The sequence below is a fragment of the Marinospirillum alkaliphilum DSM 21637 genome (genome assembly GCF_900119735.1).
Taxonomy (GTDB): domain Bacteria; phylum Pseudomonadota; class Gammaproteobacteria; order Pseudomonadales; family Halomonadaceae; genus Marinospirillum; species Marinospirillum alkaliphilum.
Genome location: NZ_FPJW01000009.1, coordinates 126,337 through 146,693, shown reverse-complemented (window position 1 = coordinate 146,693; position 20,357 = coordinate 126,337). Strand labels below are relative to the sequence as shown.

Annotated in this window: 19 protein-coding genes and 1 tRNA gene; 12 read left to right on the top strand and 8 right to left on the bottom strand. The window is 53.7% G+C overall.

Annotated features, from left to right (window positions below; all coding sequences use genetic code 11):
• From bioF to BT114_RS12365, 6 genes are all read left to right on the top strand, one after another.
• Positions 1-1,197 (top strand): 8-amino-7-oxononanoate synthase, encoded by a 1,197-nt coding sequence (gene bioF, locus BT114_RS12390; protein WP_072326811.1) that lies wholly within the window; start codon positions 1-3, stop codon positions 1,195-1,197.
• Positions 1,190-1,954, top strand: coding sequence for an alpha/beta hydrolase (locus BT114_RS12385; RefSeq protein WP_072326810.1), 765 nt, complete (start codon positions 1,190-1,192; stop codon positions 1,952-1,954). Before bioF ends, BT114_RS12385 begins: the two co-directional genes overlap by 8 nt.
• Positions 1,951-2,712, top strand: a complete 762-nt coding sequence (locus BT114_RS12380) for a methyltransferase domain-containing protein (RefSeq protein WP_072326809.1) — start codon at positions 1,951-1,953, stop codon at positions 2,710-2,712. The genes BT114_RS12385 and BT114_RS12380 overlap by 4 nt, the downstream gene beginning before the upstream one ends.
• A 25-nt stretch (positions 2,713-2,737) precedes the next feature.
• Positions 2,738-3,427 carry a dethiobiotin synthase gene (gene bioD, locus BT114_RS12375; RefSeq protein ID WP_072326808.1) on the top strand — a complete coding sequence of 230 codons (690 nt, stop codon included), beginning with the start codon at positions 2,738-2,740 and terminating at the stop codon, positions 3,425-3,427.
• Between the two features lie 82 nt (positions 3,428-3,509).
• A tRNA-Leu gene (locus BT114_RS12370) sits at positions 3,510-3,594 on the top strand.
• A 217-nt stretch (positions 3,595-3,811) separates the two neighbouring features.
• Positions 3,812-6,580, top strand: coding sequence for a sensor domain-containing protein (locus BT114_RS12365; protein WP_072326807.1), 2,769 nt, complete (start codon positions 3,812-3,814; stop codon positions 6,578-6,580).
• Positions 6,581-6,622: 42 nt separating this feature from the next.
• On the opposite strand, the gene BT114_RS12360 is transcribed toward BT114_RS12365, so the two are convergent.
• The 3 genes from BT114_RS12360 to BT114_RS12345 all read right to left on the bottom strand — a co-directional run bounded on the left by BT114_RS12360 (position 6,623) and on the right by BT114_RS12345 (position 11,485).
• On the bottom strand, positions 6,623-8,419 hold the full coding sequence (locus BT114_RS12360) for an acyl-CoA dehydrogenase C-terminal domain-containing protein (RefSeq protein ID WP_072326806.1): 1,797 nt from the start codon (positions 8,417-8,419) through the stop codon (positions 6,623-6,625).
• Between the two features lie 426 nt (positions 8,420-8,845).
• On the bottom strand, positions 8,846-10,651 hold the full coding sequence (locus BT114_RS12355; RefSeq protein WP_072326805.1) for an acyl-CoA dehydrogenase C-terminal domain-containing protein: 1,806 nt from the start codon (positions 10,649-10,651) through the stop codon (positions 8,846-8,848).
• A gap of 297 nt (positions 10,652-10,948) precedes the next feature.
• On the bottom strand, positions 10,949-11,485 hold the full coding sequence (locus BT114_RS12345; RefSeq protein ID WP_072326803.1) for a hypothetical protein: 537 nt from the start codon (positions 11,483-11,485) through the stop codon (positions 10,949-10,951).
• Between the two features lie 236 nt (positions 11,486-11,721).
• Here BT114_RS12345 and mltC point away from each other — a divergent pair, with 236 nt between their 5' ends.
• Positions 11,722-13,161: a membrane-bound lytic murein transglycosylase MltC gene (gene mltC / locus BT114_RS12330; protein WP_177247091.1), complete on the top strand. Its 1,440-nt coding sequence runs from the start codon at positions 11,722-11,724 to the stop codon at positions 13,159-13,161.
• A gap of 15 nt (positions 13,162-13,176) precedes the next feature.
• Here mltC and BT114_RS12325 read toward each other — a convergent pair whose 3' ends face one another.
• Positions 13,177-13,674 (bottom strand): hypothetical protein, encoded by a 498-nt coding sequence (locus BT114_RS12325; protein WP_143142834.1) that lies wholly within the window; start codon positions 13,672-13,674, stop codon positions 13,177-13,179.
• Positions 13,675-13,937: 263 nt separating this feature from the next.
• On the opposite strand from BT114_RS12325, the gene folE reads away from it, so the two are divergent.
• The 5 genes from folE (at position 13,938) to BT114_RS12300 (ending at position 16,366) form a co-directional block, all read left to right on the top strand.
• The gene (folE, locus tag BT114_RS12320) at positions 13,938-14,525 is read left to right on the top strand and encodes a GTP cyclohydrolase I FolE (protein WP_072326839.1); all 588 of its coding nucleotides are present in this window, start codon (positions 13,938-13,940) and stop codon (positions 14,523-14,525) included.
• Positions 14,526-14,542: 17 nt separating this feature from the next.
• Positions 14,543-14,917 (top strand): dihydroneopterin triphosphate 2'-epimerase, encoded by a 375-nt coding sequence (gene folX, locus BT114_RS12315; RefSeq protein WP_072326799.1) that lies wholly within the window; start codon positions 14,543-14,545, stop codon positions 14,915-14,917.
• Positions 14,918-14,939: 22 nt separating this feature from the next.
• On the top strand, positions 14,940-15,191 hold the full coding sequence (locus BT114_RS12310; protein ID WP_072326798.1) for a hypothetical protein: 252 nt from the start codon (positions 14,940-14,942) through the stop codon (positions 15,189-15,191).
• Between the two features lie 34 nt (positions 15,192-15,225).
• Positions 15,226-16,005: a TIGR04219 family outer membrane beta-barrel protein gene (locus BT114_RS12305; RefSeq protein ID WP_072326797.1), complete on the top strand. Its 780-nt coding sequence runs from the start codon at positions 15,226-15,228 to the stop codon at positions 16,003-16,005.
• 151 nt (positions 16,006-16,156) lie between these two features.
• Positions 16,157-16,366 carry a DUF2061 domain-containing protein gene (locus BT114_RS12300; RefSeq protein WP_072326796.1) on the top strand — a complete coding sequence of 70 codons (210 nt, stop codon included), beginning with the start codon at positions 16,157-16,159 and terminating at the stop codon, positions 16,364-16,366.
• A 97-nt stretch (positions 16,367-16,463) separates the two neighbouring features.
• Here the strand turns inward: BT114_RS12300 and purH are convergent, their stop codons facing one another.
• The 4 genes from purH to BT114_RS12280 all read right to left on the bottom strand — a co-directional run bounded on the left by purH (position 16,464) and on the right by BT114_RS12280 (position 20,337).
• Positions 16,464-18,038: a bifunctional phosphoribosylaminoimidazolecarboxamide formyltransferase/IMP cyclohydrolase gene (gene purH / locus BT114_RS12295; protein WP_072326795.1), complete on the bottom strand. Its 1,575-nt coding sequence runs from the start codon at positions 18,036-18,038 to the stop codon at positions 16,464-16,466.
• 28 nt (positions 18,039-18,066) lie between these two features.
• Complete coding sequence (fis, locus tag BT114_RS12290) at positions 18,067-18,345, bottom strand: DNA-binding transcriptional regulator Fis (RefSeq protein ID WP_072326794.1); 279 nt, start codon at positions 18,343-18,345, stop codon at positions 18,067-18,069.
• A 13-nt stretch (positions 18,346-18,358) separates the two neighbouring features.
• A complete protein-coding gene (gene dusB, locus BT114_RS12285; protein ID WP_218163514.1) occupies positions 18,359-19,345 on the bottom strand; it encodes a tRNA dihydrouridine synthase DusB in 987 nt (328 codons plus the stop codon).
• Positions 19,346-19,425: 80 nt separating this feature from the next.
• Positions 19,426-20,337 (bottom strand): MJ0042-type zinc finger domain-containing protein, encoded by a 912-nt coding sequence (locus BT114_RS12280; protein WP_072326792.1) that lies wholly within the window; start codon positions 20,335-20,337, stop codon positions 19,426-19,428.
• Positions 20,338-20,357 lie beyond the last annotated feature (20 nt).

The window sequence follows — 20,357 nt, the reverse complement described above, 5'->3', positions numbered from 1 at the left end:
ATGCCGGATTACGGTCACCTGCAACAGCGACTGGAACAGCGTCGCCAGCAACACCTGTGGCGTCAGCCCCCCCTGCTGCAATCCGCTCAGGGAGTGGTGGTGCAGGTTGAAGGGCAGTCGCTGATCAATTTCAGCAGCAATGATTATCTGGGTCTGGCGGCTGATGTTCGTTTGCAACAGGCCTTGGCTGAAGGCGCTTCTCAGTGGGGCGTGGGCAGTGGTGCTTCACATCGGGTCTGTGGTCATCAGTTGCCACACCGGCAACTGGAAGAGCGCCTGGCTGCATTGACCGGGCGTGAAGCGGCATTGCTGTTTTCCAGTGGTTATCAGGCCAATCTGGCCGCCATTCAGACACTGTTCGGCAGTGGTGACCGGGTGCTGCAGGATCGTCTGAATCATGCATCCTTGCTGGATGCCGGGCTGGCATCCGGTGCGAACTTTCGCCGTTATCAACATCTGGATTCAAACCACCTGCAACAGTTGCTGGATAAACCACATGACGGCCAGACCCTGGTGGTGACCGACAGTGTTTTCAGCATGGATGGGGATCAGGCGGATCTGGCGGGTCTGGCCCGCTTGTGCCAGCGTCACAAGGCCTGGCTGATGGTGGATGATGCCCACGGTTTGGGTGTGCTGGGTTCACAGGGTGAGGGCAGTTGTGGTGCGGCGCTGCCAGCCAGCCAGGTGCCCTTGCTGATGGGCACGCTCGGCAAGGCGCTGGGTACGGCCGGTGCCTTTATTGCTGCTGATCAGGTGGTGATCGATTACCTGCAACAGTTTGCCCGTACTCACATTTACACCACTGCCCAGCCTGCGGCGCTGGCCGTGGCAACCCTGAAGGCGCTGGATTTATTGGCACAAGAGCCTGAACGGCGTCAGCATTTGCATGATTTGATTCAATATTTCCGTCGCCGGGCGGCACAGCTGGGTTTACCCCTGATGCCTTCAGACACGGCCATTCAACCCTTGTTGCTGGGTTCCAGTGCGCGTGCCTTGCACTGGTCGGCTCGCTTGCGGGAAGCCGGATTGCTGGTGATGGCCATACGCCCGCCCACGGTTCCCAGAGGTCAGGCCCGCTTGCGCATCACTCTGACGGCCAGTCATCAGATGCACCAGGTGGATCAACTGCTGAATGAGCTGGAGCAGTTGCAGCAGCAGGAACCACTGGCATTTCAGGAGGAAGCTGTTGATGCCTGAGTCTTCCCTGCCCTGGGTGCTGTTACCCGGTTGGGGCATGCCTGCCGCAGCGATGCAGCCACTGGCGAATGCCCTGGCCGTTGAACAGCCTTCGGTACCGGTACGGCTGCTGGACTGGCCGAGTGATCCGAAAATCTGGCAGTTGGCGGCCCAGGGTGATTCCTTGCCGTTATTGCAATGCCTGCAAAACATGCATCCCGAACCGGCCATCTGGCTGGGCTGGTCGCTGGGTGGGTTGGTGTTGGGACAGTTGTTACAGCAGGCAACCCTGAATACCAGTATCAAGGGGGCGGTGTGCCTGGGTATGGGACCTGCTTTTGTGCAGCAGCCACCCTTGATGTGTGGATTGCATCCATCGGAGTTAAAACTGTTTCATCGCAACTTTCAGCGGGATGCCGGGCGTGCCTGGATCCACTTCATGAACTGGCAGTTGCAGGTTGAAAGCCATGCCAGCGCTGCGGCTGAGTTGATTGCCATGGCAAGCGGCCCGGCCTTGCTGCCTCAGGATAGCTTGCAAAGTGGTCTGGTGTTGCTGCAGCAACTGGATAACAGCCAGGTGTTACAGCAACCGCCTTGTCCTTTGCTGTTTTTACGTGGTGCGCAAGATCCCTTGTGCCCTGACTGGCAGCAGTTACCACAGGATTTCCCTGATGTGAGCTGGTCAGTGATACCCGATGCAGGGCATCTTCCCTGGCTGGAGCAGCCTGAGGCACTGGTTGATCAGTTAAGCCGCTGGCGCAGGAGTCAGGGGTTATGAACCGCCCGGTGCAAGCCTGTTTTGATCGAGGGGCAAACGCTTATCTGCAATTGGCACAGGCACAGGTGCAGATGACAAGCAAGCTCTGGGCTTTGCGACCCATACACGCTCAACGAGTGCTGGATCTGGGGTGTGGGCCGGGGCACTGGACCCGGCAACTGGAAGAAGCTTATCCACAGGCTCAGGTTCTGGGTGTGGATCTCAGCCAGCAGATGCTTCGTGAAGCCCGCAGTGTCACTGCAAACAGGTCATCCATTGGCTGGTTGCAGGCTGATGCCGCCGCCTTGCCTTTGCCCAGTGCCACTTTTGATCTGGTGTTTTCCAGCCTGATGTTGCAGTGGTGTACAGATCCCTGTCGGGTGTTGCAGGAGATGCGTCATGTGTTGCAGCCCGGTGGCACGGCCTGCATTGCCACCCTGTTACCCGGCAGCCTGCAGGAAATTGATCAGGTCTGGACACAAACAGGTTTGCAGAGCCAGGTATTGCCCTTTCACCGGTTGGCAGCTTATCAGGACTGGGTGGAGCAAAGCGGCTTGCAAGCCCTGCAGATGACAGTCAGTCGTGAGACCTTTTATTATGCTGATGCCCGTCGTTTGCTGGCTTCGGTACGGGCAGTGGGAGCCGGTGCTGCTTCAGTAACCCGGGGTCTGACTCCCGGCCTGTGGCAGCGCCTTCAAGCCGGTTTTGAACAGTATCGCAGTCCACAGGGATTGCCCTTGACCTACCAGCTGCTGATCATGCAGCTGCGTAAACCCTGAACTCATGTGAATCTGGAAAGATTGGATGCCAAAAGCCTTTTTTGTCACCGGCACGGATACGGATGCCGGTAAAACCCTGGCCAGTTGTGGTCTGCTGCAACTGGCACACAGTCAGGGTTGGTCCACGCTGGGATTAAAACCGCTGGCTGCGGGTGCAGAGCAGACTGAGCAGGGGTGGACCAATAGTGATGCCCTGGCCCTGCAGGCGGTGTCCAGCCTGCAACCGGCTTATGCCGAGGTGAACCCGGTATTACTGAAACAACCCATTGCCCCGCATCTGGCGGCGCTGGAAGAGGGGCGTAGCCTGAATCTGGAGCGCCTGGCCGGACTGGTGCGAGGCCAGTTGATGAAACGGGCTGACTTGACGCTGGTGGAGGGTGCCGGTGGTTGGCGGGTGCCCTTGACGCCGGGCCAGACGCTGGCAGGTCTGGCCAAAGCGCTGCAACTGCCGGTGATACTGGTGGTGCGCCTGAAGCTGGGATGCCTGAATCATGCCCTGTTGACTGTGGAAGCCATACAGCGGGATGGTTTGCCGCTCGCTGGCTGGATTGCCTCCAGCCAGGGGCCAGAGCCAATGCTGCAAGAAGAAGCCAACTTGCAAAGCCTGCTGCAACTGATCCCAGCTCCTTGCCTGGGGCATCTGCCCTGGCTGGAGTCTGCAACGGCAGAAGCAGCGGCCGGTTTTTTGTCCCTGGAGCCTTTAAACGCCCACTGAAACAGCCAGCAGCCCTTGACTTGACGGGTGGTTGCTATAGAATGCCGCTCACTTTGCTGGATATCCGATGTTCAGGATATCTGCGGACGTGGTGGAATTGGTAGACACACCAGATTTAGGTTCTGGCGCCGCGAGGTGTGAGAGTTCGAGTCTCTCCGTCCGCACCAACCAATAAAAACAGCTGCACCTTGTTTATCCTACTGAAGGGAGCTTGGTGCAGCTGTTTTTTTTTGCCATGAATAACCCTGCGAACTGTCCAACAAATAGTCCCATGAACATGGTATTAACAAGCTGTTGATGTATAATTCGCTCCTTTTTTAACGACCCGGTAACCTCGGGGTGGTTTGGGCTGGAACCAGAAGACCTGCCCAGGGTGTAAGCTGCATGTTACCTTTTCGGGTACTTATTCCTTTCCTGTTTATTGCCGGTAGTTCGTTGCTGGCAGTCGTTTTTGCCCTGCTGATCCTTGGAAACAGCACGGATCGTCGCGCCCATCTTGAACTGCAACAACAGCTGGATTATGCCTTTCATGACCAGCAGCAGCGTATGCTGCAGCAGTTGGATCGACTGAATGTGCTGTATACCAGCCTGCCAGTGACCAGCTTTCTTGAAGTATTGCCCTTCCAGCTGCAACATCAGTGTTTGTTATGGAAACGCGAAGATGAACCATTTTTGCGTGGTCGCTGTTCATCAGAAGAGATGCTGACTTCTGAGTTGCTGAGTGCTGTCCCTGAGCATGTCCAGGCAAGCGGTCTGGCGGGTTATGATCCTGCTTTTTTTTACCAGTTTCGAGAGGTGGATGGTTATCTTTTATGGTTGGTTCAACCACTGGATCAACCCTTGCTTGCCCAGTGGCAGGAGCTGTACCAGCTGCCTTATATGGAGCTGAAACCTCACCGGATCATTATCAGTGGAGAAGACCGCTACAGCGTGCCGATTGATGCTGGTGAGTCGCCACTGTTTTTGCATTACTCCTTGCCTCGTCCCGGTCAGGAGCTGGTGCAATCAGCCATCATGCCGCTGATGGTGGTGCTGATGCTGATGCTGTTTATTGGTTTGTTCACAGCGCATCAGTTGTGGCGTCTGATCAATGCCCGCGAGCGCAGTGAAAACCGCCTGCGTCAGGTGATCGACCTGGTGCCACACATGATTTATGCCCGCGATGAACAGGGGCGTTTTATCCTGGCAAACAAGGCCACAGGTCGTTTTTTCCATGTTTCACCGGAGCGAATGCTGGGCCGGAATCTGGCGGAGCTGACGGGTGACAATCAGGCTTATGAACAATTCCTGAAGCGTGAGCGTGGTCTGTTGAGCAGTGGTGATGCCAGCTTCATGGAAGAAGAGGTTTTACCTGGCAAGGACGGGCCAAGCATCTGGCAGACCAGCAAGCTGCACTTTAATGACACTGATGGTCAGCCTGCCATTCTCAGTGTTTCAATTGACATGACGGCTCAGCGCGAGCAGCAGCGTCAATTGCAGTTGTTGTCCAATGCACTGGAGCACAGTGGCAGTGCGGTATTGATCAGTGATGCTCAGGGATTGATTCGTTACACCAATGCCCGCTTCAGGGAATTGTCCAGACAGCCTGCGTCAGTGCTGCAGGGGCAATCCTTGTTGCGCTTGTTGCATGGCAGTGTAACGCTTCGCCAGAAGCAGCAGATCCTTTCTGCTTTGCGTAAGCAGGGAAAATGGCGTGGTGAATTGAAGCTGCGCCTGCCCGGTCAGCATCACTATTGGATGATGATCTCCATTTCACCGGTGCAACTGGATGCCCGCCAGCATCAACCTCATTTTGTGCTGGTGGCTGAGGACATCACGGAATTAAAGTTGACCCACCAGAAGATGGAGCAGTTGGCACTGTATGATACCTTGACCGGACTGGAGAATCGCCGCCTGTTTCGCCAGCAACTGCACAAGGCGATTCGACTGGCAAAGCGGCACGATACCCAGTGTGCACTGCTTTATCTGGATCTGGATCACTTCAAGCGGATCAATGACACTCTGGGTCATGATGCCGGTGATCTGCTCTTGACCACCGTGGCGGAGCGCCTGCGTCGGTGTGTGCGTGAATCAGATTCGGTGGCGCGCCTCGGTGGTGACGAGTTCACCTTGTTGTTGCAGGATGTGCAGCATCCGGAAGCGGCTGCGCAAGTAGCTCGCAAGGTCACTGAACAGTTGGCGCTGCCCATTCAGTTGGGTAGCCGCAGTGTGATTGTCACCACCTCCATTGGCATTACGCTGGCGCCGCTGGACAGTGAGAACCCGGCCGAGTTGCTGAAAAATGCTGATCTGGCCATGTATCGGGCCAAGAGTGATGGGCGTAACACCTGGCAGTTTTACACTCCGGAAATGAATGTGCATGCCTCACGTTTACTGGAGCTGGAAACGGAGCTGCGAGAGGCATTGCAGGATCGCAGCTTTGAAGTCTGGTATCAGCCGCAGGTGGATTTACAACAAAAACGCGTGGTTGGTTTTGAGGCGCTGGTGCGTTGGCGGCATGCCCAGCGTGGCATGGTCTCACCAGCGGAGTTCATTCCCCTGGCGGAAGAAACCGGTTTGATTGTTGAGCTGGGTCATCAGGTGCTTGAACAGGCCTGTCGTGATATTGCTGTTTTTAATACCAGCCGCAACCAACCGGGTTATGTTGCTGTGAATCTTTCTCCCCGGCAGTTAAAAGACGAACAACTTCCTGATTATCTGGATGCCTTGCTCAGCCAGCATCAGCTGTTGCCTCGCTGCCTGGAACTGGAAATCACTGAAAGCACCCTGATGGATCAGATGGACCAGAGCTTGCCGATTTTGCACCGAATCGAGCAGCTGGGCATTGCGTTGTCGATTGATGACTTTGGCACGGGCTATTCTTCGCTCAGTTACCTGAAGCAACTGCCGGTTCACTCATTAAAAATTGATCGTTCGTTTGTGCAGGACGTGACAACAGACAGGGATGATGTGGCGATTGTTTCAGCCATCAGTGCCATGGCAGCCAAGCTGAATCTGGATGTTGTTGCCGAGGGTGTGGAGCAGGTTGAGCAGCTGCAGATACTGCGCGATTGCAACTGTAATCTGGTGCAGGGTTATTACTTCAGTCCTCCGGTGCCTTTTGAGAAACTGCTGGAGGCTTGTAACCGGATTGAATCTGAGCTGAACCGATAAAAAAAGCCCCCGCAATAGCGAGGGCTCTTGAGGCGTCCAGCATCAGTTGCCGTAAAAGGCTTCTTCTTCCATAGCCATCAATACCTCGGCGCCGGCCAGAATCTGTTGCTCCAGCGACAGGGTGCGTGGCAGTACGCGCTTCAGGTAGTGGTTACCGGCCAGAATCTTGTTGGCATAAAAGCCGGAAGAGTCTGCATCCACCTTCTGCTGTGCCACAGAAACCATGCGTGCCCACATGTAGGCATAAGCCACCAGGCCAAATAGGTTCAGGTAGTCAACAGCCGCAGCACCGATTTCTTCGGGGTTTTCCTTGGCAGCAGTCATCACTGCGGCAGTCACGGATTCCAGGCGTTTCAGCTCAGTTTCCAGTGCTGCAACCCAGGGCTGCATGCCGTTCTGGCCGCTGGCAGTTGCCAGGAACTCACGCACGTCCTTGATGAAGATATTCAGGAATTCACCGTTATTGGCAAACACCTTGCGTCCCATCAGGTCCATGGCCTGAATGCCGTTGGTGCCTTCATAGATCTGGGCAATACGGGCATCACGCACATACTGCTCCGCGCCCCACTCACGGCAGTAACCACTGCCACCATAAACCTGCTGAGCTTCTACAGTGGCATCAAAACCCCGGTCAGTGATGAAGGCTTTGGCAACCGGAGTCAGCAGAGCAACCAGATCAGCGGCATGTTTACGGGTGGTTTCATCGGCGTGGTACTTGCTGATGTCCAGCTGCATACCCACGTAGGATGCAAAAGCACGGCTGCCTTCGTTGAATACGCGGGCATTCAGTGCCATACGGCGTACATCCGGGTGCACCAGAATCGGGTCAGCGGGTTTGTCCGGGCATTTGGCACCAGTCGGAGCACGTGATTGCAGGCGCTCTTTGGCAAAATCCATGGCGCTCTGGTAGGCCACTTCACCCAGACCCAGACCCTGAATACCAATCGACAGACGCTCATAGTTCATCATGGTGAACATGGCTGCCAGACCCTTGTTGGGTTCACCAATCATGATGCCTTCAGAGCCATCAAAGTTGATCACGCAGGTGGCTGAACCCTTGATGCCCATCTTGTGCTCAATCGAACCACAGTTGACGTTGTTGAACTCGCCCAGACTGTTGTCTTCATTGATCTTGATTTTGGGTACCAGGAACAGGGAGATGCCGCGTGTACCCGCCGGGGCGTCTGGCAGTTTGGCCAGCACCAGGTGGATGATGTTTTCGGCCAGATCGTGCTCACCACCGGTGATCCAGATTTTGTTGCCGGTGATGGTGTAGGTACCGTTGGCATTGGGTTCTGCCTTGGTACGAATCAGCCCCAGGTCAGTGCCTGAATGGGGTTCAGTCAGACACATGGTGCCAATCCAGCGGCCTTCATAAAGGGTTGGCAGGTATTTTTCTTTAATGGCATCACTGGCGTGGGAGTCCAGCAGCAGGGCAGCGCCACTGTTTAATGCGGGGTAGAGGGTGAAGGAGGCGTTGGCAGCATAAAGCATTTCCTCGAACAGCACCGTCAGCATCTTGGGCATACCCTGACCGCCGTACTCCGGGTTACCGCCCAGCCCCATCCAGCCGCCTTCAGCCAGAGCATTGTAGGCTTCCTTGAAACCAGCCGGAGTGAATACCTGACCGTTTTCAAAACGGCAGCCTTCTTCATCACCACTGCGGTTCAGCGGAAACAGCTCGTTTTCGGTCAGTTTGGCGCCTTCTTCCAGGATCGCATCCGCCAGATCCGGGGTGACTTCCTGCGTGGCTTCCATCGAAGCCCAGAGCTTGTCTGCTTCAAAGACTTCGTTCAGCACAAAACGCATGTCGCGAAGGGGAGCCTTGTAAATTGCCATAGTTCAGTACCTCTGTCCTGTTGTACAAAATAACTTTTAGTGGCGCTAGCTTACTGTCTTTGCTGCATTGCACAAGAACCCTGTGTGACCTGTGGGTTCTTGGTATCTCAGACCAGATTAGCAGCTTAGTAACCAAGGGTTAAGGATTTGTGGCAAGTTTTTGCTGCAAGGCAACAGATAAAAAAAGAAGGGTGGCCGAAGCCACCCCAAGACCCTTACCTCAGAGAAAAATCTTAATCAAGGAAGCCTCTGATTAACTATTTTGCTGGCTTATGCTGTGTTGAAATTGGCCTCAAAATGCTCATTTACTCTGTGTAAACTCCGCTTTTTCAGCCAATTTCGCCTTGCCTAACCTGCGCTCGTGACATTAATCAGAGGTTTCCAGGATTTTGCAGCAACAATCAAATTTTAATGCCAGGCCAGGCCTTAAACCTCAAAACCCAGGCCAAAGGCGCTTTCTTCCATGGCCAGCAGGGTGTCGGCACCGGCAGTCATGGCGGCTGCATGGGCGCGAGTCCGCGGCAGCAGGCGGGCATAATAAAAGCGAGCGGTATCCAGTTTGGCCTGGTAGAAGGCTTGTTCGCTGGTGCCTTCGGCCAGTTTTTTCTGGGCAATTTCAGCCATCTGAGCCCAGAAGTAGGCCATGACCACATAACCGGAGTACATCAGGTAATCAACCGAAGCGGCACCCACTTCTTCACGGTTTTTCATGGCGTTCATGCCAATTTTCATGGTCAGTTCGCCCCATTCCTTGTTCAGCTCAATCAAGGGCTTGGCAAAGTCATGCATGGACTCTTGCTGGCTGATGGACTGGCAGTATTTGTGAATCTGTTTGGTGAACTTGCGCAGGGTTTCACCCTGGTTCATCAGGATCTTGCGACCCAGCAGATCCAGTGCCTGGATACCCGTGGTGCCTTCATACAGGCGAGTGATGCGTGCATCACGAACAAACTGCTCCATGCCCCACTCTTGAATAAAGCCGTGACCACCAAATACCTGTACACCTTCATTGGTGGCTTCAAAACCAGCTTCGGTCAGGAAGGCTTTCACAATCGGAGTCAGCAGGCCGAGGATTTCATCGGCTTCCTTTTTCTGTTCTTCATTGCCGTGTTCAACGGTATCCACCAGCTGAGCGGTGTAGAAAATCAGTGCACGACCACCTTCACTGAAGGCTTTCTGAGTCAGCAGCATGCGACGCACATCAGGATGCACAATGATCGGATCAGCAGACTTCTCTGGTGCTTTCGGGCCGGACAGGGCACGCATCTGCAGGCGGTCGCGTGCATAAGCCAGAGCATTCTGGAAGGACACTTCAATCAGCCCCTGGCCCTGGATACCCACACCAATACGGGCAGCATTCATCATGGTGAACATGGCCGCCAGCCCCTTGTTTGGCTGACCAACCATATAACCGGTGGCGTCATCAAAGTTCATCACGCAGGTGGAGTTACCGTGGATACCCATCTTGTGTTCGATGGAACCACAAACAACTGCGTTGCGCTCACCGGCTTCACCCTGGGCATCGGGCAGGAATTTTGGCACCACAAACAGGGAAATACCCTTGGTGCTTTCTGGTGCGTCAGGCAACTTGGCCAGTACCAGGTGGACGATGTTCTCAGACAGTTCGTGTTCACCGGCAGAGATGAAGATTTTGGTGCCGCTGATCTGGTAGCTGCCATCTGCCTGGGGCACAGCGCGAGTCTTGATCAGGCCAAGGTCAGTACCACAATGGGGTTCGGTCAGGCACATGGTGCCGGTCCAGCGGCCTTCGATCAGCTTGGTCAGGTAGGTCTGTTTCAGTTCTTCCGTGCCGTGGTGTTCCAGGGCACTCATGGCACCGTGGGACAAACCGGGATACATGCCCCAGGCCAGGTTGGAAGAACAGATCATTTCATTCAGAACCATACCCAGTGAGTGGGGCAGGCCCTGACCGCCGTACTCAGGATTCTGGTTCATGGATGGCCAGCCACCTTCTACATACTGCTGGTAGGCTTCCTTGAAACCTTCTGGCACGGTGACCACGCCATTTTCCAGTTTGCAGCCTTGCTGATCACCCACCTGGTTCAGGGGGGTTAGCACGTTTTCGGCAAACTTTGCGCCTTCTTCCAGAATTGCATCGATGACTTCAACGGCTTCTTCGCCGCCTGGCAGGGTGCGGTAATGACCTTCAAAGTCCAGCAATTCATTCATCACAAAACGCATGTCGCGCAGGGGGGCTTTATAAGTCGGCATGGTGACCTCGGGCTTGTTCAGCGGGTTGTTGTGTTTGTTTTGGTCTCTGATCCAGAGTTCAAACGTATGTTTGAAAGTTAAGTCATGCTTGCAGAGGTGTCAAGTGGCAGCAGGAATTAATTACAGGTTTTTGGCGGAAGCTATTGACAAGGAAGCTTTTGGTCAGCGTGATGAGCGTAGGCAAGACAAGGCGAAATTGATTGAATAAGCGGAGTTTACACGAAGTAAATGAGCATTTGAGATCAATTTCAACGCAGTATGGGCAAGCGTAATAGTTAATCAGATGCTTCCAGGGTATCAGGCGACCAGATTGAGCTGAGCACCCTTCAGGTAAGGCAGTCGATTGGTGGCAGCAAGATCCAGCGTGTCTTGAATGGCCTGATTACGGCTTTCCGGTGCATCAGCACCGAGAATGGGGTTTCGCATCATGACGGCAACAGCCATCGGGCGGCGAATGCCAAAAGCAAAGGTGAAGGGCAGCACCGGGCGTTTGCGACCATGCCGGGCTTCTTCGGGGTAAACAGGTGCTTCTACAGCAAGCACTGGTGTTTCTGCCTGCTCAATTTCCAGGGTTTTGCCGGTCAGTTCAACCTTGAAATCAGGGGTGCTTGATGCCTCGTCATCATTCAGGTCAAAGGTTTCTTCAGGCAGGGCCTGCAGCTGATTTTTGCCAGTGGCACCAGTGGAGGCAAGGTTGTCATCCGGGTTGGTGAGAGTTTTGGTCGATCCTGTGTGTTCAACCGAAGGTTCACTACGCTTTTTTGCGGACGTGTCTGTCCCACCCTGTTTGCGGGGCCATTGGCTCTGGGTTGTGTCAACCGATGGCAGTACCATGCCGGTATTCCTTTTGAGGCGTCATCAGGGTGATGAGCAGCAGGGTGGAGTGTCGGATCTTTTTTCTGACTGTACCGTGATTATAGAGAGACAAAACAATGCTGTCACGCAGTGCCAATGACTGATGTGAGACAATCTTTCGTTTATAATCGAGCAGTTCTTGTTCAAGCACAGGGAAAACAATGCATTTAACTAGACGTTGTACTTGGCCTGCCCGCCCAGGTTTTGTGTTGTTGATGAGTTTACTGCTGGCAGGATGCCAGGGGGGTATCAACCATGGCACATCCAGCCATGTCAGTGTTGGTGCCTCTGCTACACCACCACCACCTGTGCCACGTACCCAGGCCCAACCTCGGCCAACTCCAGTACCTGCGCCCCGACAGCAGCAGCAACCCCCGCCACCTCAGGGTGAAACCCGGGTGCAGGTACGGCCAGCCAACCCTCAGCAGGGGGTGCCCCTGGGTGACGACACTGAACTGGACGTTGAAAGCCTTGCTCCTCCTCCTTCAACTGCACCTGCTACCCGATCTGCAGCACCGGCTGCAGCAGCCACCACTGCGGCAGTGGCGGCACGGCAGCAGGAAGCAGTGCCACCAGAGCATGCGACCTGGTTGGATCGTTACCCCAACCTGGCTGAAGACTTGCAAGATCAGCGTGAAACCATTGCTCGTTTGGAGCAGGAAGTAAAAGAGTATCGCGAGCAGGTTGGGCAACTGCAGCAACAGGTTCGTCAGCGGTGGGGTAGTACCGCTGTTACTGCTGCATCAGCGCACCAGTTTGTGAAGTACACCGATTCTTATCAAAGTCGTGGTGAAATGGACTTTGATCAGGGTGTCATTATTGTTGAAACGGTGGATCAGGAAAATCCGCGTCAGCGCCTGAAGGAAGCCATCGTGACAACCCTTCTGACACCCTATGATGCCGACAATCCCGAAATTTACAGTGACAAATCCATCAGTTATTCAGGTCCGGCACTGCTGGCAGGTCAGGTATTGGATCATGAAGGACAGCCGGTGCGCTGGGAGTGGCGGGCCAATCGTTTTGCTGATCATCTGGTGAATAACGAAGTTCAGCAGCTGCAGCGTAATGGGCATGTGGTTTATCGTGTGGAGATTCCGCTGATTGCCAACCATACAGAGGTGCGTGGTCACCAGTATGAACATCTGGTGCGGGATGCCAGTCGGCGTTATAACGTGGATGAAACGCTGATCTATGCCATCATGGAAACCGAAAGCCACTTTAACCCCTATGCCACCAGCCACATTCCGGCTTATGGTTTAATGCAGATAGTGCCTTCCACTGCCGGGCGTGATGTATTCGAGCGCATCAAGAAGCGTAATGATCAGCCAACCCGCAACTACTTGTTTAATCCTGCCAATAACATTGATACCGGTACGGCTTACATCACCATTCTTCGCGATATATACCTGAAAGATATTCGTCATCCCCTGTCAAAAGAGTACGCCATCATTTCTGGCTACAATGGCGGGGCTGGAAACGTGTTGAGAACCTTTCACTCGGATCGGCGTCAGGCCATTAATGTGATTAACCAGCTGACACCACAACAGGTTTATGACCGCCTGCACAGGAATCACCCCAGTGCAGAGGCAAGAGGTTATATCAAGAAGGTGACAGAGGCTCAGCAGCGTTATCGTGCCCTGGCCTCTGCTCGTTGAGTCAAGGCGGGCTTCTCAGAAGCCTTGTTCCATGCGAATGCGGTTTACTTCGCGTGATGGGTTGTATTCTGCGATCAGGTTGGTGTCTTTGCGTACTTCAAAGACATAGTTCTGACCGGCCTGCAGGGTGACTTCCGAGCACTTGCTGCCACCGGAGGAAGTGCAGATCTCACTGGTGCTGGCGGTTAACTCGGCTTGAATGGCCTTGTCGGTGAAGATCTCGCCTTCAGTGCTGATGCAGCGCATTTGACGGGTCTGCAGATTCAGGCGACCATTTTCGAGTGCCAGATCAGTGGATAGAGTGCAGTTGCTGAGTTTGTGGTTGGAAGAACCTTCAACCCGATGGGTTTCCACGGCAAACCAGACGTTGGTTTTGCTCTGGCCTTCCTGCAGCACTACCTTGCTGACGGGGTTGCTGTCCAGCAGTTGGCCGGACTGAAGTGGCAAGGTTTCTTGTGCCAGGAGTCCAAAAGAGCAGCTCATCAGGGTGAGGGTAGCAAACAGTTTTTTCATGGTATGGCTGATCCCGGTTCTGGGTGAGAGAAACAACCCGGCCAGTATAACAGACTCTTTTCCGTGGTTATTGATGCCAGTTTGACGCATGAGTCTTGCTTATCGTTCCTTGATACATGGATAAGTGTTTCTGATATTATTCCTTAGTGATTTACTCGGACAAAAAACTGGTTTTTTCAGCAGTAGGCATGTACATTTCTTATACATGAATTGTTTGAAAGCTGAAAGCCGAGGTGCAAATAGAGATGAATGCCCTGATGCAAATGCAACAAAACACAACGGATGATCAGCCAGAATTACCGCTTGATGCGCTGGAGTCTCACTATAAATCGATTCTCAGCCTGCTGGGCGAAGACCCGGCGCGTGAAGGGTTAAAAGATACGCCCAAGCGTGCAGCAAAAGCCATGGCATTTTTGACCCAGGGCTACCATCAGGATCTGACTGGCCTGGTGAATGGCGCCGTATTCAGCTCGGATACGGATGAACTGGTGATTGTAAAAGATATAGAGCTTTACTCCATGTGTGAACATCACCTGCTGCCTTTTATCGGTAAATGCCATATCGGCTACCTGCCACAAGGCAAGGTACTGGGTTTGTCCAAATTTGCCCGGATTGTGGACATGTTCGCCCGCCGTTTCCAGATTCAGGAGCAGCTGACCCGCCAGATTGCCGAGGCCGTTCAGGAAGTGACGGGTGCTGCTGGCGTTGGTGTGATTGTTGAAGCACGTCATATGTGCATGATGATGCGCGGCGTGGAAAAGCAGAACTCATCCATGCGTACCTCAGTCATGCTGGGTCAACTACGCGAGTCACAGAACACCCGTCAGGAATTTCTTAAATTACTGGATTAAAACAGGAAGTGTGTAACATGCCACATAATGACCCCTATGCGCTGGCAACCATTCGCATCAAGAACCTGCGCCTGCGTACCTTTATTGGCATCAAGGAAGACGAGATTCAGAATCGGCAGGATATCGTGGTGAATGCAGTGATTCGTTATGCCGCCGATCGGGCCGTACAGTTTAACCGCATTGAAGAAGCACTGAATTACCGCACCATCACCAAAAAAATCATTGCTCATGTGGAAGAGGGGCGCTTTGCCTTGCTGGAGCGGCTGACCCGCGAGCTGCTGGAGCTGATCATGGAGCATGAGCAGGTTCTGTCTGCTGAAGTGGAGGTCGATAAACCTCATGCACTGCGCTTTTCTGACTCGGTTTCTGTTACTCTGAGCGCCAGACGTTGAACCTGACAGAAGCGCTGTAATCATGACTGAAACTGAAAAAAAACACCGCATGAACCACAATCTGGCCATTCTGGCGCTACTGCTGGCAATGGCCGGAGTTCTTTTTGCAACCTATGGCCCCTGGTTGATCCTGCCCTCGCTGGTGGCTGCGGCTTTTGCCCGTCGTGCCATCTTGCGTGAACCTGAGCGTTATACCGGTATGCTGTTTGTTTATGCATCCCTGGCGCTGAATGGTGTGCTGCTGGTGCTTTTTGCCCTGTTGTACCTGGGTTGAACAGCGGCTTTAAAAGCTTTGTTGGAGCAAATCAATGAATCAATATCGAGTTCTCGCAGCCGGTCTGCTGGCCTTGTCAACAGCTTCTGTTCAAGCTGTGGAGTTGAATGTCACAGTGGGTGCCAATGTCTGGAGTGCCAGTCCTTCCGGTGATATTCAAGGGCAGAGCAGTGATCCGGAGCTGAGTGTCGGTGATCTGGGGTTGTCACGTGAGTCTTCCAATCAGTATTACCTGCAGCTGGATCATCCGGTACCCCTCTGGCCCAACCTGCGGATCAGTCAGACCTCACTGGATTTTTCCGGCAGAAAAAACCGGAACGTTACTTTTATGGGGCAGACCTTTACCGGCGAGGTGGCTTCCAGCGTTGATCTTTCTCATACCGACATTACAGCCTACTACCGCTTTCTGGATGGTGTGACATCAGTGATGCCACTTCTGGACCTTCGCCTGGAGTTGGGTGCCACTCTGAGAAGGTTTGATGGGGCGTTCAGTGTCAGTGAGGTGGCATCAGCTAAAAGTGAATCTGTCGATTTGTCCGCACTTGTCCCCATGGGGTATCTGGCTGGCCGCATCGGGCTGCCTTATGACCTGTCAGTTGGTGCCAGCCTCAACACCATCAGTTACAGTGGTAATCAGTTGACGGATATCAGTGCTGACCTGCGTTATGAGTACGATGGTTTACCCTTGGTCAAACCGGGTCTGGTGGCAGGGTATCGCAGTTTTGCCCTGAAGCTGGATGATCTGGATGACACCTATGGTGATCTGAGGCTCAAAGGTCCTTATTTTGGAGCCTATGTCAGGGCTGGCTTCTAAGGTCTGAACTTTTCCGTGATAACAATCCCTGGACCCCCGCTTTAAGCGGGGGTTATTTTTTTCAGCTATCGAATGCTTAGTTTTATTTGATTTTTATTATTGATGATAAGGATTATCATTCACTTAAAGCCAGTGAATGAGGTATCCGATCATGTTAAAGACAGGCAGTTTTGCCGTAACCCACTTTACCGTTGCCTTTGTGGTGGTCTGGTTGATCTCGGGTGATATTCTGGTCAGCAGTCTGGTGGCGATGATTGAACCAGCGGTGAATACCGTGGCTTATCACTTCCATGAAAAGATCTGGGATCGTATTCGCGCCAAAAAAGCACAGTTGCTCCGTCGTGATGGTCTGGCGGCTTGATAGCTGGGCAATCCGGGTGTTGAAAACCAGCTGTGCATAAAAAAGGCCATCCAATAAGGATGGCCTGAGAAGCAGGGTGCAAATGACAGCTTAAAGCTTAGTGACGGAAGTGACGCATCCCGGTAAACACCATGGCGATGCCTGCTTCGTTGGCAGCCTGGATCACTTCTTCATCGCGCATGGAGCCACCGGGCTGAATGACCGCTGTGATACCTGCAGCAGCTGCTGCATCGATGCCATCCCGGAAAGGGAAGAAGGCGTCAGACGCCATGACTGAACCCTTCACTTCCAGGTTTTCATCAGCGGCCTTGATGCCGGCAATTTTTGCTGAATAAACACGGCTCATCTGTCCGGCACCCACACCAATGGTCATGCCGTTTTTGGCATAAACAATGGCGTTGGACTTCACGTATTTGGCAACCTTCCAGGCAAAGGCCAGGTCTTGCAGTTCCTGTTCAGTCGGCGCGCGATCAGTCACCACTTTCAGGTCTTCCCGACCGACTACCCCAAGGTCCCGGTCCTGTACCAGCAGGCCGCCGGTGACACGTTTAAAATCCAGTCCCAGATCACGTTCGCCGGGCCAGAAATTACTGGCATCCAGCAGGCGCAGGTTTTTCTTGCTGGCAATGATTTCCTGAGCGGAAGCATCCACACCGGGAGCAATGATCACTTCAGCAAACTGGCGATCAACAATGGTGCGTGCGGTCAGGGCATCCAGTCGACGGTTGAAGGCAATGATGCCACCAAAGGCGCTGGTGGGATCGGTTTTGAAGGCCAGGTCATAAGCCTTGTGGATGTCTTCAGCAACAGCCACACCACAGGGATTGGCATGTTTCACAATCACGCAGGCGGGTTCGCTGAAGGCTTTCACGCATTCAAAGGCAGCATCGGTGTCTGCCACGTTGTTGTAGGACAGCTCCTTGCCTTGCAGTACCCTGGCAGTTGCCACGCAGGCTTCCGTTGGATTGGCTTCGGCATAGAAGGCTGCCTTCTGGTGAGGGTTTTCGCCGTAACGCATGTCCTGACGTTTGATGAACTGGCTGTTGAACGTGCGCGGGAAGTCTTCACTGCCACCTTCAACCCGCCGGCCGAGATAGTTGGCAATGGCACCGTCATAAGCGGCAGTGTGTTCAAAGGCTTTTACTGCCAGATCAAAGCGTGTGGACAGGGTGACGCCACCGGCATCCAGTTCGGCCAGGATTCGGTCGTAGTCGGCAGTATTCACCAGAATGGTAGTGTAGGCGTGGTTTTTGGCACAACTGCGCACCATGGTTGGACCACCGATATCAATATTTTCGATGGCCATTTCCAGCGTACAGTCATCACGGGCAATGGTTTGTTGGAAGGGGTAAAGATTCACCACCACCAGATCAATCGGATCGATGCCGTGCTCAGCCATGATGGCATCATCCTGGCCGCGACGACCCAGGATGCCGCCATGGATTTTCGGATGCAGGGTTTTGACTCGACCATCCATCATTTCCGGAAAGCCGGTGTGCTCGGAAACTTCTTTCACTGGCAGTCCGGCATCTTTCAGCAGTTTGAAGGTTCCGCCAGTGGACAGCAGTTCAACACCGCGCTCACTGAGGCCGCGGGCCAGGTCAATGATACCGGTTTTGTCAGATACGCTCAGCAGGGCGCGGCGGATAGGGAGGGTGGTCGTGTTAGTCATAAGCCAGGTTCTGCTCCTAAAGACAGACTCAGATCAGGTCGTATTGCTTCAATTTTTTGCGCAGCGTGCCACGGTTCAGGCCCAGCAAGCTGGATGCACGGGTCTGGTTGTTCTCGGTGTAACGCATCACCGCTTCCAGCAATGGCGCTTCGACCTCAGATAAAACCAGATCGTACAGATTGTTGACCGGCTGTCCTTCCAGTTGGGCAAAGTAGTTATCCAGTGCCCGGTTGACGCTTTCGCGCAGAGGGCGATCCTGTTCCGATTTGTGCAGGGTAGCTTTTCTTGTTTCAGTCACGGTGTTCAATCTGATAAAAGGGTTAAGCCGTCCTGGCGTGTTGTTCTGCTTCCTGCAGAAAAATCCGGTTAAGCAGCTGCTGCTGTCCTGTGGCTGTTTCGATGGCGTTAAAGCGGGTTCGCCATTCTTTCATGTCCGCCTGGTTGAGGTACCAACCGAAATGTTTACGTGCCACACGTATGCCCATGAATTCACCGTAGGTGGCATACAGGCCTTGCAAATGCTTGCTGATCACCTGATGCAGCTCAAGCGGCGTCAGATCTGGTAGCTCTTGCTGCTGGGCTAACCAGTGGTCGATCTGCCGGAAAATCCAGGGTCTCCCCTGAGCTGCCCGACCTATCATAACGGCAGCAGCACCAGTGTAATCCAATACCTGTTTGGCCTTTTGCGGTGAGTCGATATCACCATTGGCAATAACGGGTATGTTTAACGCCTGACGCACCTCAGCCAAGGTGTCGTACTCCGCTTGACCACTGAACTTGTCTTCACGGGTTCGCCCATGAATTGTAAGGGCTTGTATCCCTTCCTGTTCAGCAATCCGGCCAATTGTAACAGCATTTTTGCAGTTTGCTGACCAACCTGTACGGATTTTTAAGGTGACTGGCACTTCAACGGCCTGCACCACAGCGGCTAAAATTTCGGCGACCAGCTTTTCATCCCGCAATAGTGCTGATCCAGCCGCCTTTTTTAGCACTTTTTTTGCCGGGCAACCCATGTTGATGTCAATGATTTGTGCACCCATGGCAACATTGGCCCTGGCTGCATCCGCCAACATCTGTGGATCACCGCCAGCAATCTGGATCATGCGTGGTTCTGGTTCGTCGGCATGAGGCAGGCGCAGGCGGGACTTGTTGGTGTGCCATAACGACTGATCACTGGTCAGCATTTCAGCCACAGTCAAACCAGCACCAAAGCTGCGGCACAGTGCCCGGAAAGGAGCATCTGTGACACCGGCCATGGGTGCCAGCACCAAAGGCTTGCTGATAGTGTAAGGGCCGATCCGCAACACAGCCACCGTCGGTTTTTTTCAGGGGGCGCTATCTTACCCTGAGAAGCCGATGGTTAAAAGCCTGATGCAGCCTGGTTGGGTCAGGGTAAAACCGGGTGGATGCGTGCTGTTTGCACAAAGGTTGCCGGACGGTTCACGCTAACCTGCAGGGCGTGGCTGCTGCCAGGAGCCAGCACTGTCAGCTCACGGCTGATGTCACTGGCTACGACCACTTCACTGGCCACTGGCTGCAGGCTTAAATTAAGCAGTTCAATGTTGAGGTCTGGAACTGGCAACGGGTTATTGCCTGCATTACCCAGCTGGAAGTGAACCTGCATTTTTTGTGGGCTGGATGCCGGCGCAACACGTATTTCGGTGATGACATAACCCAGGTTGCTGCTGCCCTGACTGCCTGATAACCAGTAAGCGCCAAACCCAATCAGTGGTAATAACAACAGCACAGCAATCAGTAGGTGGCGTCGTTGTTTGGTGCTGGTTTCAGGGGCGGCAGCAGTTGGTGCGCCTGACTCGCGGCTGTCGGTAACCAGTGGATCAAAGTCCCTGATGTTTGTATCGGGCATTTCATCGGTTTCGATGGTCGACAGACCGCTGGTGTATTCACTGTTGATCGACTCATCCAGCGGGTGGTGCATATCAAGGGTGTTGGATGGGGGCTGTGTATCGGTTGTATGGAGTGTATCGGCCGTATGAATTGCGTCGGGTATTGCAGGGGCTTGTACGGCGTCTTCCATTTTATCCAGCGGGTTGTTGCTGTCAGGGTGTTCGTGCAGGGTGGGGATGCCGTGCTGGTCTTCATCCAGCGTGTGATCATGTTCATCTGTCCCTGGGGTGGCATGAGGTGTATTGATCAGGTGGTAAGCGGCATTGAAGATTTTCATGCAGTCGCCACAGCGAACGGCTCCAAAAGCCTGCTGCATTTCTTCTTCAGTGACTTCAAAAACACTGTTGCAGTGGGGACAGCGCGTTTGTTTTACCTGATCGTTCACTCTCATGCACAAGAAGTCCCTGATGA